This is a genomic window from Lutibacter profundi (assembly GCF_001543325.1).
GTDB lineage: Bacteria > Bacteroidota > Bacteroidia > Flavobacteriales > Flavobacteriaceae > Lutibacter > Lutibacter profundi.
The window spans coordinates 1,942,034-1,958,461 of sequence record NZ_CP013355.1 but is presented as its reverse complement, the minus strand read 5'-3'; the positions used below and the strand labels follow the sequence as shown (position 1 = coordinate 1,958,461).

Here is a 16,428-nt window from a genome sequence, read left to right as displayed (position 1 = left end):
CTAATTCAGCCATTCTATAAATCTTAGAAGTTTATCATTAAAATATCATACTAATCTTGTTGAGCAATAGTTCAACATTTTTAAACAACTGATTATAACTTATTATGAGAACCTGAAATAAATTTAGGTTAATGAAATTATCACTTTACAACTTCAATCCACTTCCCTTTTGTTCGTGTAAAATAATCATTATCATACATAGCTTCTGCCTGTAAACCATACAAATAGTATTTACCTAAGTATGAAGCATTTAACAATACACTAAATGTTTTTGTTTCCTTCTTTTTTAGGTTGAAATAAAAATTTACTTTATCATCTCTAATATCTGTAAAATTTGTGTTTCCAGTAGCGGTATTTCCAAAATTGGTAAAACGTGTATTTACAATTTCCCAACCAGATGGAAATATTTCTGTTAAAGCAATATTTTGAACATCTTCTGGTTTTAAATTACTTACCGTTACCTGTGCTTCAAACTCAGTTCCTTGAATTAATTTTGAAATATCAATTGTTTTTCCTTGTGTATCTTTATAAGTCACTTGCACACCCAGTCCTCTTTTTTCTACAATTTCTTCACCTAATGGTAAAATTCCCGAATTTGAAATTGATACAAATACTACATTTGCTTTGTTATTCGTAATTGAAATTGAATTTTTACCTTCTTTTATGGCTAATTTTCGTTGAGCAATTGCATATTTTGAAGTTATTTTTTTAGGAGTATTATTATTTAAAGCATACGCTAACTTTATTGATTTTCCTCCATTAATTTCAACCATTTTAGCCATTGATAACAAACTATAAGCAGTAGTTTGCGTACTCATCCAAATGTTAGAAGATAACCTTTTAGCAATATATTTTGCCAGTTCTCTAGATTCATTATTCTTAATCAACAGCATTGTTTCCATAGCCATAGCTCTATTTCTATCAACTGAACCATAAGTATAATAACTATCTTTACTATTTTCAAAATTAATAGTTGCTGTATTCGCAATTTCAATTGCAGCTTCTTTTTGGCCTGCCAAAGCATAAGCTGCTGCTAAACGCCATTTTGCATTGTTTGATAACTCGCTAAATTCTCGCAATCTATTCATTGAAGATAAATCGGGATGTCTGGCTAGTGCCAATGTATATAACCTATAAGCTTGTGCAAAATCTGAATTGTGATTTTGATAACTTGGTCGCCAATTACGTGCTGTTTGTTTTTGATATTTTAACCAATTACTCATAAAAGTAAGTGGTAAAATAAATCCTTTTTTCTTCGCTTCAATCATAAAATGACCTGCATAACTTGTTCCCCAATCATTGGCGTAATTTTGCCCCATCCAATAACTTAATCCGCCATTTGAAATTTGAAAATCCCCTAATTTTTCAATTCCTTTTTTAATATTTTTTGTTATTTTTTGTTTTTGCTGAACAGGCAAATCAAAAATATTACTTAAATATAATTGAGGAAAAACACTTGATGTAGTTTGTTCTACACAACCATGAGGGTACTGAATTAAATATTGTAACCTACCTGTAAAATCCATTGGTGGCAAGGTTGAAAATTCAATATTTGCAAAGTTACTTCCCAACATTCCAAAAGTATCAAAACCTATTGTTTGTGTACTATTTGGTTCCAATTCAATAGCTATTGTTTTTGATGATATTGGGTTTGGATTTACTACATCAATTTCAACTTTATAAGAAGATTTTTCTCCATTTCCTGAAGCAATAACTTCAATTTTACCAATTCCTTTAGTTTTAGAAACATCTAACTGAAAATACAGCATTTTTTCATCAGGATTCGTAAATGATATCTTTTGAGAGTTTACACCAACAACTTTAATTCCATTACTTAACTTTAAATGAACTTCTACATTTTTTATTTTTTTTGACATTGCAAAAACGGATATAGGAAGTGTTACTTTTTCTCCCGGACTTAATTTGCGTGGTATTGATGCCAACACCATTAATGGTTTACGAACTGGAATAGTAGCCTCTGTTTTTCCATAAGCAGCTGTTTTAATATTTGCGGCAACAACCATAGCCCGAACAGAACCTATGTATTTTGGCATTTTAATAGTATGCATAGCTGTTTTTCCTTTTTCCAATGTAAAAGGGCCTAAATAAATTACAACTGGTTTAAAACGATTTGCTTTTTTTGCTTTCCCTGTTTCTATATTTCCATCTCCACCTATCGCAAAAACTTGTTCAATACTTCCTCCGTAAGCTCCAATTACATCATCAAAAATATCCCAAGTTTTTACCCCTAAAGCTTCTTTTGTGTAAAAAGCATTCCAAATTTGTGGTGTTTTAAAACGAGTTAAATCTAGTAAGCCTTCTTCAACAATTGCAATAGTGTACGACATTTGTTTTCCGTTTTTTTCGCTTACTTTTAGTTTAAACTTATCTTCTGGTTTTAATACTTTTGGTAGTGAAATTTCTGGATTTAAACGTGTCGTAGGATCTTCAACCAATATTGGAATTACGCCATATAACCGCAGCGGTAAATCATTTGCTGTTGAAGCATGTGGCTGTAATAAAGAAATATTTACATAAACATTAGGAGTCATTTCCTTTGTAATGGGTATTTCAATTTTAGTTTCTCCTTTTTGTGTTTTTTGCCAAATGGTTTGTAGCACTTCTGTACCGTTTTCAATACTTATTAAAGCTCTTCCTTCTGCTCCTGATGGAAACGTAATAATCGCTTTGTCACCAACATTGTACTTGTCTTTATCTGAAGAAAATATCAACATTTTAGATGCTTCTGGGTTATTTGAAGGTCGTTTCCACCAATTTTTGTAAAAGTAAGTGGTTGTTCCTGTTGCATGTCCGCTTTTTTTATCGAGTACACGTATTAAAAATCGACCACCTTCATCATCGGGGATATTTAATGTAAAAGTACCTTTACCTTTTGAATTGGTATTTATTTTTAATGTTTTGTACGGCTTGTGATAACTACTTCCGCTGTATGAGGATAAATTATCGTATGATGAACTCCACCACCAACGCCATTCAATTTTATAAACTTGTATTTCAATATTATTTCTTGCAATTGGTTTTCCTTCGGAAGAAATTGTAACAACATCAAATGTGGTATTTTCAGCTGTATCATACGAACTATAAGCTTGCGTTTTTGGTAACCTTAAACCAATAAAAGAACTGTATGGCGCATAATTTTTTGAGAGAACATCCATAGAAAAATCACCTCCATTTTCATAAGCTTTAGTTAAAAAAGTTACTTTTAACATGCCAGGAGCTCTATTTTCTAAATTTATTTTCTTATTAATAATTGCATTACCATTTGCATCTAATTTTCCGTCAAATAATATTACCTCTTCCGATGAAAATTCACGTGTTGGGTCTTTAAAAATATATGTTGGATATTTTTTATTGAAAGCACTAGAATTAGTAGTGAACTTAGCATTTACCTCTACTTTTATATTTTTTGCTGGTGCACCATGTAACCATGCTACATTTAATTTTCCGTTAATTGGTTTTTTATTAGATAATACTTTTTTGTTAAAATTTATTTTAATTTTTAAACGATTAGGCTTAACAGTTTCAACCTTTAATTGTTTGGTGAATTTTGCACCTCCAACAGTTACAACACTATTCCAATTACCTGTTGGATCCGTATCTGAAGTAGGTATGATAAATTTATAAAACCCGTTTGAAATTTTTGTTTTAACTTGTTTAAATACTAATTTTCTACGTGCATCGGTAACTTCTAACTTAATTGGGTGTTCTTTTGGAAGTGGATTTGTATTGTCATTTAAAACAAATGTTAAATGAATAGAGTCTCCCGGTCTCCAAACACCGCGTTCTGCATACAAAAACCCTTTAAGTCCTTTTTGTAATTTTTTTCCAGAAACGTTAAATTTACTTAAGGATAAAGAGTAACCATCGTCTAGCTTTAGATATGTTTTACTTTTTCCTTTTGAAACAATTGCAAAAAAAGCATTATGGTCAACATCCATTCCTGTAATTCCTTCACTATCGGTTATTGCTTGTGCTATTTCTTGCTGTTGGTAATTGTAAATAGTAACTTTTGCTTCTGAAACAGGGTTGGTTGTTAAAATATCTGTTACCATAAAAAAATACGATTTGTTTTCGCCTTTTTTGGCTATAACACCTAAGTTTGATGCTAAAATATTTGCTGAGACCATACGGTCTTCATTATCGTAATATGCTTTTTTACAAGGGTTATTGCTATCGTTCCAATTGTAATAATTATCGTTATAACTGTAAATTAAATTATCCCAATATTGTTCTTCAAGTTCATCTGAATTTTTGGTTTCTTCTATTGTATATTCCTGATTGTCAGCATAGTTATTATTGTTATCTTCTATTGTTTTTACTTTATTTTCATCACATGTATACAATGAATATGCTTGTTTTACACTTAATTCAACCCTGTAAATTGCTCCAGGATCTGATTGTATCATTTTAGATAAATCTATAGCATACGCTTTCCATTTTCCATTATTTTCAATTTCATTATCAATTAAAGTAATGGTTTTTTTGGCTACTCTTCTACCAACTCTTTTAATATCATATCTGTTAGTACTTCCTAAAGTACTGGTTTGTAAAAACTGCAATACATTATCTTCAAAAATTTTAATAACTCTAACATCTATTGCTTTTAAATTTACAGCTTTAAAATTAAATTTTAAATTGTTTGAATTGGGTAAAATAACACCGCTATTGAGTAACATAATTGCTGGTTTTAGCTGCTCAAATGCAACTTTTTTAAAATATTGATGCTTCAATTTATAACCATCAATATTTTTAATTCCCTGAAAAATGTCCACATTTACAGTTCCAACAATACGGTTTCTAGGATATACTTTAAGGATATTACCCTCAACAATATATTTTAAGTTTCTACTATTTTTAATTGCAACCAAGCCATTGAAATTTTGTTGTTTTTTAAGAGGGTCCGAAAAATTAATACTCAAATATTGTTCAGGAGATTGAATTACATCAATGTTTAGAATTGAAAAATTATTTTTCCCTAAAATATTTAGTGTAGATTCTCCTTGATTTTCAACATTTATTTTTTTTCCTGTCCATGACAATAGCACCTCAGAATCATCTTCAAATCGTTGAACGCTATCTATTTTAAATAAAAATTGTTTACTAATAGAGTCTGTAAGCTCCCATTTAATGGATAGTTTTTTGTTGTTTTGAGTTGCTTCAATCAACGTTTTTGCATTGTTTAATGATAATACATCAGCTGTTTTAATAATTCCTTCAATATATTGCCATTCTTTGCTATACGATTGAAAACTTGTAGTAGTAACACTAAAATTTTGTGCTATTGTTTTAAATTTAAATGTGTAACTCTTATATTCTGATGGAATATTTTTATATACTTTATCTAAATTAATAGTTACAGTATATTCTGTATTTGGCTTTAAGTTTTTTGAAGGTTTAAAAAGTATACTTCGAGAATTTTGAACGAATAATTTTCCTGTTATTTCTGGAGAAATCTTTAAGATATTATTATTGATTTCTTTATTTGAAATCCAAGAATCTACTTCATTTACCAAACCAATTTTAATAGGTTCGGCAGCAGAAACCACCCCTGAAGTTGTGTAACTAATATACTTTTTAAATTTAAAAATATTATTCGTTGTATTTTGAGAAGCATTTTTATTACAAGAAGAGAAAATTACACTAATTACAAGTGTAAAAATTAAATGTTGAAATTTCATTTTAGTTTTTTTTATTTAGCTAATTTTCTATGAAAATACTAAAAAAAATTATAAAAAGGTTAAAATGCCTTTTTTTAGAACCTTTATTTCTTAATAGGTAAAACGTAAAAAAACACGGCTATGAAGTGTGAAAAACTACCTAATAACACAAAAATATGAAAAATAGCATGGTTGTATTTTAAATTTTTAATACTATACAAAATAGCTCCAACTGTGTAGAAAACACCTCCAGCCAATAACCACATTAAACCTTCAAAAGGTAAATTTTGAACTAATGGTTTTATAGCAAAAATAACAACCCACCCCATTAATACATAGGCAAACGTTGAAATTTTATCGTATTTTCCTGTAAAAAATAACTTCAATACAATTCCTGTTAAAGCTAGTCCCCAAGAAACCCCAAAAATAGTCCAACCAACCCAGCCTTTTAACACAACTAATGTAAACGGCGTATAAGTTCCTGCAATTAAGATATAGATTGCCGAATGATCAAAAACATTTAATCTATACCTTAATTTCGGTTTTTGAACATAGTGATAAAATGTTGATGCTGCATACAATACAATTAAACTAGCGCCATAAATACTAAAGCTAACAATGTGTTTTGTGGTTCCCTCAAGACTTGCGAAAACAACCAGTAAAACTAATGCGACAACACTTAAAACCAAACCAATAGCATGTGAAATCACATTGAGTTTTTCTTCTTTTGGTTCGTAATATGTAATATTTTTTTCTTCCATTTCAAATAAACGATAAAAGGAGTGAATTAAGTATTAACTTGTTGTTTTAAATCTTTAATTAGTTCATTATAAATTAAATCAAAAGTTTGCCTTTTTAGAGCATTTGTATTTTTTAAAGTAAGTCCTTCTGTACTAATAAAATGATGAATTTTTACTCTTAATTTTCCAGGACCTCCACTAAAAAAGGTGTATGAAAATCTTTTTTTACAGTCGTAAAATGTCATTGGAACAATTGGTATTTGATGTTCTATAGCTAATTTAAAAGCGCCATTTTTAAATTCGCTCAAAATAACACTTTCATCATCGGGAACTAAACCTTCAGGAAAAATACATACATCTAACCCATTACTTAATCTTCGTCTTACCTCTTCAAATACTGCTCTTCTACTACTTGAATTACTTCGGTCAACTAAAATGCAACTTCGCTTATAAAAATATCCAAAAATGGGTATTTTTGCTAACTCTTTTTTTCCAACAAAAACAAATGGATTTTTAGTAACTGAAAGCATTACCATAATGTCAATCATAGAAGTATGATTAGGACAAAAGATAAAACTTTTATCTTTCTCTAAAACTTGATCTTCTTTTAATTCAATTTTAAAACCCATCACAAAAAGGATTGTATTTGCCCAAGCTCTGGCTATTTTAAAAAATGTTGGATATAGTTTTTCTGAAGAAGTAACTATAATTAATACGGGAAATATTGGAATCATAGTTAATATTACCCAACCTAAAAACCAACTACGCCAAACAATGTAAAAAAAGTATTTAAAAAATTTCATAGACTTCAAAAGTAGTAATTTAAAATTATTCTTGTTTTCTTTCTGAAATATGTATTTTTGCTATCAAATTTTTAAGTACATGTCAAGAATTTTAACAGGTGTTCAAAGTACAGGAACTCCACATTTAGGGAATTTATTAGGTGCCATTATTCCAGCAATTAAAATGGCTAACAATCCACAAAATGAATCGTTTTTGTTTATTGCAGATATGCATTCATTAACCCAAATTAAAAATGGTAAAACGTTACGTGAAAATACGTACAGTACTGCAGCAGCTTGGTTAGCTTTTGGTTTGGACATAAATAAAACTGTTTTTTATAGACAAAGTGATATTCCTGAAGTAACAGAACTTTCTTGGTATTTAAGCTGTTTTTATCCATATCAACGATTGACATTGGCACACAGTTTTAAAGATAAGGCCAATAGATTAGAAGATGTAAATGCCGGTTTGTTTTCGTACCCAATGCTTATGGCTGCTGATATTTTATTATATGATGCTGAAATTGTTCCTGTAGGAAAAGATCAATTACAACATTTAGAAATGACACGTGATGTGGCAAATAGATTTAACCATCAAATGGGAGAAATTTTAGTTCTACCTGAAGCAAAATTGCAAAAAAACACCATGTACGTTCCTGGAACTGACGGAGGTAAAATGAGTAAATCTAGTGGTAATATCATTAATTTATTTTTACCAGACAAACAACTGCGTAAGCAAATTATGAAAATTAAAACAGATTCTACACCACTGGAAGAACCTAAAAATTCGGATACTTGTAATTTATTTGCGCTTTATAAGTTAGTGGCTTCTCCTAACCAAATTGCTGAAATGAAAGCAAATTATGAAGGTGGAAATTATGGTTACGGGCACGCAAAACAAGCTTTTTATGAATTATTAATTGATAAATATGCTGCGGAAAGAGAACGTTATAATCACTATATAAATAACCTTAAAGAAATAGACAAAGCACTAGAAATTGGCGCTGAAAAAGCACGTAAAGTTGCAACTGATGTTTTGAAAAGAGTGAGAATGAAGTTGGGGTATTAAAAATCTATAAAATTGTGTTATGAATGAAAATCACCTTTTAGGAATAATAACAACGTACTTTAAAGATAAAATTTTTGAAAACCACAAAATAAACTCTTTAAAAACACACTCAAAACTTAAATCTTATAAAATAAACCCAATTATTGTAAAATATTTATCTAAAATATTGGAAAATGATTTTACACCAATTGGAATTGCAAAAGCCCTTTATTATCCAAGAATATTAGGAACGTCTATAAACACTTCATTTGGAACTAGAATCCAAAATATGTTTGTAGAATTAAATTTAGCTCAAGGTTCTTTAATTAAAGGAATGGATATTGAATTCACTGATAAAATTGATGGAAGGAAAAAATGGTGTCAATTAAAATCTGGCCCAAACACTATAAATTCAGAAGATGTAAATCCTTTACTTAAAAAATTTACAACCGTTACAAACTTAGCAAGAACAAATGCTATTCACCTAAATAATTCAGATTTAATCTTAGGAGTTCTCTACGGAAATGAAGAGCAGCTAAGCCAACATTATAAAAAAATTAACCAACAATTTCCAGTGGTAATTGGTAAAGAGTTTTGGCATAGAATAACCGGGTTTCCAACTTTTTATAATAAGTTAGTTTCTAATTTAGATACAATGATTTTAAACCTTGATACTGAAGACTTTTTTAAAAAGGGCTATACTACTTTAGCTAAAGATATTGAAGCTTCTGATTTATTCACTTTTGAATAATATTTATTTAAAAATTTCACGATAGAATATCCTATTTCTTGTCCTAAATTACAAGGTACAGCATTCCCAATTTGCTTGTATTGTTGGGAGATAGAACCCATAAATTTCCATTCGTCAGGAAATGTTTGAATACGTGCATATTCTCTAACTGTAAATGGGCGTGTTTCATCTGGATGACATCGTTCTGTTTGTTTTTGAGCAGGACTACACGTTAAGGTTAAGCTTGGCTCATCCCAGCCAATACGCCTCGCCATTCCTGTTTTTCCTCCTCCTAAATAAAAGCTTTTACCCATATATTCTTTTTGAATTTCTATGGGTAAATTTCTCCAATATCCTTTTGGAGGAACTAAATCTAAAATTTCTTTTTTATGTTGTGGATACTTGGAGCCTTCAGACTTTGGAACATCACAATTATACAATTCACCTTTTTTTAAAGCATCAGATAAATTATAAATAGTTTGATGCGGTTTTGGATATTCGTATTTTATTTCAATATCTTTTCTAATTCCAACCAAAATTATTCGCTCTCTTTTTTGTGGAACTCTATAATTTACAGCTTTTAAAACTTGAATAGGCACAACATTGTACCCTATTTCGTCTAAAATTGACAACATTCCGTCTAATGTTTTCCCTTTTTCGTGAGATAGTAATCCTTTTACATTTTCTCCAATACAAATTAATGGATTTACTTCTTTTACAGCTCTAGCAAATTCATAAAATAAAGTTCCTCTTGCGTCTTCTAAGCCTAATTTTTTTCCAGCATAACTAAATGCTTGACAGGGGAAACCTCCAGTTACAATTTCTACTTTATTGGCATATTTTGTAAAATCAAAACTTCTAATATCTCCTTCTAAAACATTCCAGTTTGGTCTATTTTCTCTAAGGGTTTGGCAAGCCCATTTATCAATTTCATTTAATGCTTCACATTTTATCCCCGACTTTTCAAGACCAATTGCTAAGCCTCCCGCTCCGGCAAATAATTCTAAAACTTTATATTCTTTTAAAGGAGTTACTGAATTGTTAATTGTATCCTCTGTTTCTCCAGAAAATAATTCTAAAAGGGCATTTACTTGTTCTTTTTTGTAAATTCTATATTCACTAATAGGTTCACGAAGGGCAATAAATTTTCCATCTCTATCCCATCTCCGTAGAGTTTCTTTACTTTTACCTAAAATTTTCGCAACTTCTGAAATAGAATAATAATCTTTCATAACCATATTACACAACATTAAACAATGGTTACAAATTTATTAAAATTTTATAGAATAAACCTTTATATTTTAGATTTTATTTATAGTATATGAATGCGAATTCGCATTAAGGATTGAATGCTTCAACTGGGCTCAGCACAGGCTATTATTTGAGCTCTTTTTTGTGTTTTTCACAACAAAAAAGCGAGTAGTAAAAGTCTGACCCGAAGGGTAACACCCAAAATATTATTTTATCTTTTTATGGAGCTGGATTTGGTTGTAACTCTTGAATTTCATCAATTTTTTTCAATGTTTCTTCAGTGAGTTTTACATGAATACTACTTATATTTTCTTTGAGCTGTTCCATTGAGGTTGCTCCAATAATATTAGAGGTAACAAATGGTTGTTGTGTTACAAATGCTAGTGATAATTGCGCCAAACTAATGTTTAATTCTTTCGCTAAATCGGCATATTTTTGAGTTAAAAATCGAGATTCATTGCTGTTGTATCTTGAAAAAACAGGGAATAATGTTAAACGTGCGTTTTTTGGCATTTTGCCATCTAAATATTTACCTGATAACATTCCGAATGCCATTGGTGAATAGGCTAACAAGCCTACTTTTTCGCGCATAGCAACTTCAGCTAAACCAATTTCAAATGTTCTGTTTAATAAAGAATATGGGTTTTGAATGGTTTTACAACGGGTTAAATTATTGTTTTTACTCTCTTCTAAATGGCGCATTAAACCCCAAGGTGTTTCATTGGAAACTCCGTAATGTCTAATTTTACCTTCTTTTACCAGCGAATCTAATTTTTCAATAACTTCTTTGAAGTTATCTTCCCATTTATCATTAAAATTATGTTTGTAATTTCGTTGAGAAAAAAAATTTGTACTTCGTTCTGGCCAGTGTAATTGATACACGTCAACATAGTCGGTTTTAAGTCGTTTTAAACTTTTTTCTAGGGCATCATCAATTGCGCTATTAGAAAACCCCATATTATTTCTAATATAACTTAATCCTGGACTTGGACCTGTAATTTTAGTAGCAATAACTAAATTTTCTCTTTTTTGATGTTGTAACCAACTTCCTATAAATCTTTCGGTACTTCCTTGTGTTTCTTTTCTTCCGGGAACTGAATACATTTCAGCGGTATCAATAAAGTTAATTCCCTTTTCTAGTGCGTAATTTAGTTGTTCGTGTGCTTCATTTTCAGTATTTTGCTCACCAAAAGTCATAGTTCCTAAGCAAATTTTACTAACTTTTATATTGGTGTTTTGTATGGTTGTATATTTCATTTTATTCGTCTTTTTTTAACTTTCAAATGTACTATTTTTAGATTGTATATCAACTTCTACAAGTTAAATAAATAAAAACCACCCTCTATTTTATAGAAAGTGGTTTTTATATGAGATAGTTAAACACACTTGAACAAGCTCCGTGTAACATTATCAATTATTATTTTAACATAGCTTCAATACCTGGCAATGTTTTACCTTCCAAACTTTCTAACATTGCACCGCCGCCTGTAGAAACGTAACTTACCTTATTAGCAAAACCAAATTGTTTAACAGCAGCTACTGAATCTCCTCCGCCTACTAATGAAAAAGCGCCATTTTTAGTAGCCTCAGCAATGGAATTTCCTAAAGCAATAGTTCCGCCTGCAAAATTTTCCATTTCAAAAACACCTAAAGGACCATTCCATAGTATTGTTTTAGATTTTAAAACAACATCATTAAATAGTTCTCTCGATTTTGGTCCTGCATCCAATCCTTGCCATCCATCTGGAATTTTGTTAATATCACAAATCTGTGTGTTTGCATCATTACTAAAAGCATCTGCGGCAACAACATCAACAGGAAGGTGAATTTGAACTCCTTTTTCATTAGCTTGTTTTAAAATACGAAGTGCTAACTTTTGCTTATCGTCTTCACAAATTGAATTGCCTATTTTTCCGCCTTGTGCTCTTACAAAGGTAAAACTCATTCCACCCCCAATAATTAAATGGTTAACTTTATCTAATATATTTTCAATTACAGTAATTTTAGATGATATTTTTGCACCACCTAAAATTGCTAAAACTGGTTTTTTTCCTTCTTCCAGTACTTTTTTAATGCTTTCAATTTCTTTTGCTAATAAAAAACCAAAACATTTATTATTGGGGAAAAACTGATCAATAATTGTGGTAGAAGCATGTGCTCTGTGTGCAGTTCCAAATGCATCGTTAATATAAATATCGCCCAATTTAGAAAGCTGTTTAGCAAAATTAACATCTCCTGCTTTTTCTTCTGGATGAAAACGTAAATTTTCTAATAACAATACTTCACCCATTTTTAATTCGGCTACTGCTTTTTCAGCTTTTTCACCTACGCAATCAGAAACAAATTTTACCTGAACGCCTAATACTTCTGAAACTTTACTCACTATATGTTTTAGAGAAAATTTTTCTTCAACTCCTTTTGGTCTTCCTAAATGCGACATTAATACTACTGCGCCTCCATCTTTTATAACTTTACGAATTGAAGGTTTTGCAGATTGAATTCTTGTAGCATCAGTAACTTCAAAATTTTCATTTAAAGGAACGTTGAAATCTACTCGGATTAATGCTTTTTTTCCTTTAAAATTTATTTCATTCATTGTTTTCATTATTAAAAATTTAGGAATACAAATATAATTCAATTTAGACTAAGACTTTAAATTTTTTACGAAACCGATTTCATTAAAAATTAAAATATTTAGAATTTCATTTGTTGAAAATGTTTTACTTTCGCTTTAATGAATTTTTCTGAAGTTTTAGGTCAAGAACATCTAAAGAGCCATTTAATAAAATCTACTAACAATGGTAGAGTATCTCATGCGCAATTATTTGTAGGAAAAGAAGGCTCTGGAGCTTTACCAATGGCAATAGCTTATGCCCAATATATTTTGTGTAGCACAAGTGATCATAAAGAATCTTGTGAATTAAAGTGTGCTAAATTAATACATCCAGATTTACACTTTGCTTTCCCTGTAGCAACCAATGATATTATTAAAAAACACCCTGTAAGTAACTTATTTTTAGAAGATTGGAGAAGTTTTATTCATTTAAATCCTTATGGAAACTTATTTGAATGGCTTCAAACTATAGGTATCGAAAATAAACAAGGGCAAATTGGTGTAGATGAAGCTGAAGAAATTGTAAAGGCTTTGAAATTAAAATCGTACGAAGGTGGATACAAAATAATGATTATTTGGATGGCTGAAAAAATGAATATCTCAGCAGCAAATAAATTGTTGAAATTACTAGAAGAACCTCCAAAAAAAACAGTTTTTTTATTAGTTGCTGAAAATGAAGAGCAAATTATTTCAACCATAAAATCTCGTTGTCAAATTTTACATTTCCCACTATTACCCGAAGAAGAAATAGTAAAAGGATTGATTGAGAAACAAGGAACAGATTTACCAATAGCTCAACAAATTGCCAATCAAGCAAATGGAAATTTTAATAAAGCATTGCATTTACTACACAATGATAATGCAGATGAGCAATTTGAACAATGGTTTATTATTTGGGTAAGAGCTGCCTTTAAAGCAAAGGGAAATGCGGCTGTTATTCAGCAATTAATTGAGTGGAGTGAAACCATTTCAAAAACCGGTAGAGAAACCCAAAAACGTTTTTTAAACTACTGTTTACAATTTTTTAGACAAGCTCTTTTATTAAATTACAATGCTGCTTCTTTAGTTTATCTACAACCTAAAACACCTAGTTTTAAAATAGAAAATTTTGCACCTTTTGTTCATAGCGCTAATATTTTAGAAATAACTAAAGAAATTAGTGATGCTATTTATCACATTGAAAGAAATGGTAATGCAAAAATAATTTTGTTAGATTTATCAATTAAATTAACACGTCTTTTACACGTAAAAGAAGAATCTTAACTCTTAATAAATGTCTCTTTTTAATAGTCATTCGGTAGAAATATTAATTTTATTATTTTTTATTATCACTTATTTCTTATCTGTAACTGAAAAATTAAGTGATTGGAAAGGAACTATTATATACTATACAAATCATTTTAAAAAAACGGTACTTCGAAAAATAATACCTCTCTTATTATTAAATATCTTAATATTTGAAATTATAGCTCTAATTTTATTAGTAGTTGGGCTTTATTTTTTAGTTAATGAGAACTCTTTAACCATAGCAAAAATTGGTTTAGAAATTTCTGCAATTACATTATTACAATTTTTAATTGGTCAGCGTTTAACAAAAGATTATCAAGGCGCTATGAATATTACCGTTTACTTTATTTTAAATAGTATTGGTATTTATTTATTAACTTAATGTACTTAATATTTCTTCTTGTGTTATAAAATGATGCTTACTCCATAAAGGAAGATAACATCTACAATGAAATAAATACCATTAATATTGTTATATCGCTAAATTTCAGGTCAATACATTTGTATTTGTTATATTTAATTATTTTTAACAATTGTTTGTTACTTTAAATGACAATTTGTCATTACTTTTTTAATTGGCTAATGAAAATATTTCTTGTTTTTTATGTGGAATAAAAATTGAATGGAAACAAATAATAATAATTTAAAAATTTAAAAATTATGGAATTAACAACTAAAATTAAACATTGGTGGATACCTGTTCTTTTGGGCGCATTATTGGTTACAAGTTCTTTTTATATAGCATCTCAGCCAGTTGCTACTTTTATTACTTTAACATTATTTTTTGGCTGGCTTATTGCTTTTAACGGGGTATCAAACATTGTTTTTGCTGTTCGTAATCGAAATTTTTTTGAGGACTGGAAATTGAATTTAATGTTTGCCATTTTAGAAACTATTTTAGGTGTTATTCTTATACTACAGCCACATTTATCAGCTGAAGCATTGATATTTTTTACTGGCTTTTGGCTTATGTTTAGTGCAATTTCAAAAATAACTTTTTCATGGATACTAAAAAAAATGGCAATAAAAGAGTGGTGGTTAATACTTTTTTTTGGTGTTATTATGCTTATTTTTAGCGTGTTAATTATAATAAATCCTGTTTTTGCCATTGCTAGTATTGTATATCTCGTAAGTATTCCTATGGGAATCCTAGGAGTTGTAGCCATACTGTTCGGATTTCGAATTAGAAAAGTTAATATTAACTACTAAAAATTTAACTATTATGATTGAATTAAAACTTAAAAATTTAAAAGAAGTTGAAGATAGCTATCGCAATGAAGTAGAACAAATTTGTGAAGAAAAAAGTGCCTATTTTCATGAATTATTTAAAAAATATAATAAAGATTTAGTACTTGAAATTATTTTTGATCATTCATCATCTACCTATAAAGTAAGTGCTTCAATTAATTTAAAAAGTAAGAAAATTATAGTTGCCGAAGAGGGAAAAGATATTCTTACCATTGTAACAAAATTACTCAATGAATTTAAAAAAACAGTTAAAAGGCGATACGAGCTAGAACGTAAAGATTACGAATATAAAAGAAAAAGATAAAAGAAATTTATTCTTTCACTAAATTGCTATGTTTTAAAATTAAATTGGCGTAAAAAAAGAGGCTGTCTGAAAAGCAATTATACTTGTCATTTTGAACAAAGTGAAAAATCTCAACATCTTGATATATAAGTGTTTAATTTCAAGGAGATTCTTCATTTACATTCAGAATGACACTTTTTAGACATCCTCTTTAATCACCTGTGTATTAACAGGTTATAAAATTATTTAGAAAATTCTGAGTTTAAAACTTTTAAAACGTCCTTTGTAACGTTTAGTGCTTCGTCTCCATACATAACAGTACCTTTTCCTGAAGTTCCAAAAATCAATTGATAACCATTGGATTTTGCATAACTTTCAACCAAGCTATCAACTTTTTTAGTAATTGATTTGTAGTTTTCTTGATTTTCTTGTTGCAATACTTGTGATGCTTGTTGTTGTTGTGCTTGTATAATTTGTTGTTCTTGTTGCAATGCTTGCTCAATTTGAGCTCTTTTTTGAGCAGACATGTTTTGAGCTTTTTGATAATACTGTTGTACTTTTAATTTAAAGGGCATTGCAATACTATCTAATTCTTTAGTCATTTTCTCTTGTTTCTCCTTTATTTGTATTTCTAATGTTTTTGTTGCTTCATAATCTTTCATTAAAACTTCAATATCTATATAAGCTATTTTGGTTTGATTACACGATGCAAATACAAATGCAACAATTACAATTAATAATTTTTTCATATTTTGTGTTTTGAAATT

Annotated in this window: 13 protein-coding genes; 6 read left to right on the top strand and 7 right to left on the bottom strand. The window is 29.3% G+C overall.

Annotation, left to right across the window (positions count from 1 at the left end):
- Nucleotides 1-140: 140 nt before the first annotated feature.
- The 3 genes from Lupro_RS08700 to Lupro_RS08690 all read right to left on the bottom strand — a co-directional run bounded on the left by Lupro_RS08700 (nucleotide 141) and on the right by Lupro_RS08690 (nucleotide 7,221).
- Nucleotides 141-5,699: an Ig-like domain-containing alpha-2-macroglobulin family protein gene (locus tag Lupro_RS08700; protein WP_068208831.1), complete on the bottom strand. Its 5,559-nt coding sequence runs from the start codon at nucleotides 5,697-5,699 to the stop codon at nucleotides 141-143.
- A gap of 83 nt (nucleotides 5,700-5,782) precedes the next feature.
- Nucleotides 5,783-6,439 carry a PAQR family membrane homeostasis protein TrhA gene (gene trhA, locus Lupro_RS08695; protein ID WP_068208829.1) on the bottom strand — a complete coding sequence of 219 codons (657 nt, stop codon included), beginning with the start codon at nucleotides 6,437-6,439 and terminating at the stop codon, nucleotides 5,783-5,785.
- A 26-nt stretch (nucleotides 6,440-6,465) separates the two neighbouring features.
- Nucleotides 6,466-7,221: a lysophospholipid acyltransferase family protein gene (locus Lupro_RS08690; RefSeq protein WP_068208824.1), complete on the bottom strand. Its 756-nt coding sequence runs from the start codon at nucleotides 7,219-7,221 to the stop codon at nucleotides 6,466-6,468.
- Between the two features lie 79 nt (nucleotides 7,222-7,300).
- Here Lupro_RS08690 and trpS point away from each other — a divergent pair, with 79 nt between their 5' ends.
- Nucleotides 7,301-8,269 (top strand): tryptophan--tRNA ligase, encoded by a 969-nt coding sequence (gene trpS / locus Lupro_RS08685; RefSeq protein WP_068208823.1) that lies wholly within the window; start codon nucleotides 7,301-7,303, stop codon nucleotides 8,267-8,269.
- 19 nt (nucleotides 8,270-8,288) lie between these two features.
- Nucleotides 8,289-8,999 (top strand): PmeII family type II restriction endonuclease, encoded by a 711-nt coding sequence (locus tag Lupro_RS08680; RefSeq protein WP_068208821.1) that lies wholly within the window; start codon nucleotides 8,289-8,291, stop codon nucleotides 8,997-8,999.
- On the opposite strand, the gene dcm is transcribed toward Lupro_RS08680, so the two are convergent.
- From dcm to Lupro_RS08665, 3 genes are all read right to left on the bottom strand, one after another.
- Entirely contained in the window at nucleotides 8,945-10,216 is a 1,272-nt protein-coding gene (gene dcm, locus Lupro_RS08675) for a DNA (cytosine-5-)-methyltransferase (RefSeq protein WP_068208819.1), read from the bottom strand. The two genes, Lupro_RS08680 and dcm, sit on opposite strands and share 55 nt — an antisense overlap.
- A gap of 232 nt (nucleotides 10,217-10,448) precedes the next feature.
- Entirely contained in the window at nucleotides 10,449-11,486 is a 1,038-nt protein-coding gene (locus Lupro_RS08670; RefSeq protein ID WP_068208813.1) for an aldo/keto reductase, read from the bottom strand.
- Between the two features lie 160 nt (nucleotides 11,487-11,646).
- Nucleotides 11,647-12,834 carry a phosphoglycerate kinase gene (locus tag Lupro_RS08665; protein WP_068208810.1) on the bottom strand — a complete coding sequence of 396 codons (1,188 nt, stop codon included), beginning with the start codon at nucleotides 12,832-12,834 and terminating at the stop codon, nucleotides 11,647-11,649.
- A 129-nt stretch (nucleotides 12,835-12,963) separates the two neighbouring features.
- On the opposite strand from Lupro_RS08665, the gene Lupro_RS08660 reads away from it, so the two are divergent.
- The 4 genes from Lupro_RS08660 to Lupro_RS08645 all read left to right on the top strand — a co-directional run bounded on the left by Lupro_RS08660 (nucleotide 12,964) and on the right by Lupro_RS08645 (nucleotide 15,682).
- Nucleotides 12,964-14,106: a DNA polymerase III subunit gene (locus tag Lupro_RS08660; protein ID WP_068208808.1), complete on the top strand. Its 1,143-nt coding sequence runs from the start codon at nucleotides 12,964-12,966 to the stop codon at nucleotides 14,104-14,106.
- Between the two features lie 10 nt (nucleotides 14,107-14,116).
- Nucleotides 14,117-14,512 (top strand): DoxX family protein, encoded by a 396-nt coding sequence (locus tag Lupro_RS08655; protein ID WP_068208805.1) that lies wholly within the window; start codon nucleotides 14,117-14,119, stop codon nucleotides 14,510-14,512.
- A gap of 278 nt (nucleotides 14,513-14,790) precedes the next feature.
- On the top strand, nucleotides 14,791-15,339 hold the full coding sequence (locus tag Lupro_RS08650; protein ID WP_068208803.1) for an HdeD family acid-resistance protein: 549 nt from the start codon (nucleotides 14,791-14,793) through the stop codon (nucleotides 15,337-15,339).
- Nucleotides 15,340-15,352: 13 nt separating this feature from the next.
- Nucleotides 15,353-15,682 (top strand): hypothetical protein, encoded by a 330-nt coding sequence (locus Lupro_RS08645; protein ID WP_068208801.1) that lies wholly within the window; start codon nucleotides 15,353-15,355, stop codon nucleotides 15,680-15,682.
- A gap of 221 nt (nucleotides 15,683-15,903) precedes the next feature.
- Here Lupro_RS08645 and Lupro_RS08640 read toward each other — a convergent pair whose 3' ends face one another.
- Nucleotides 15,904-16,410, bottom strand: a complete 507-nt coding sequence (locus Lupro_RS08640; protein ID WP_068208798.1) for an OmpH/Skp family outer membrane protein — start codon at nucleotides 16,408-16,410, stop codon at nucleotides 15,904-15,906.
- Nucleotides 16,411-16,428 lie beyond the last annotated feature (18 nt).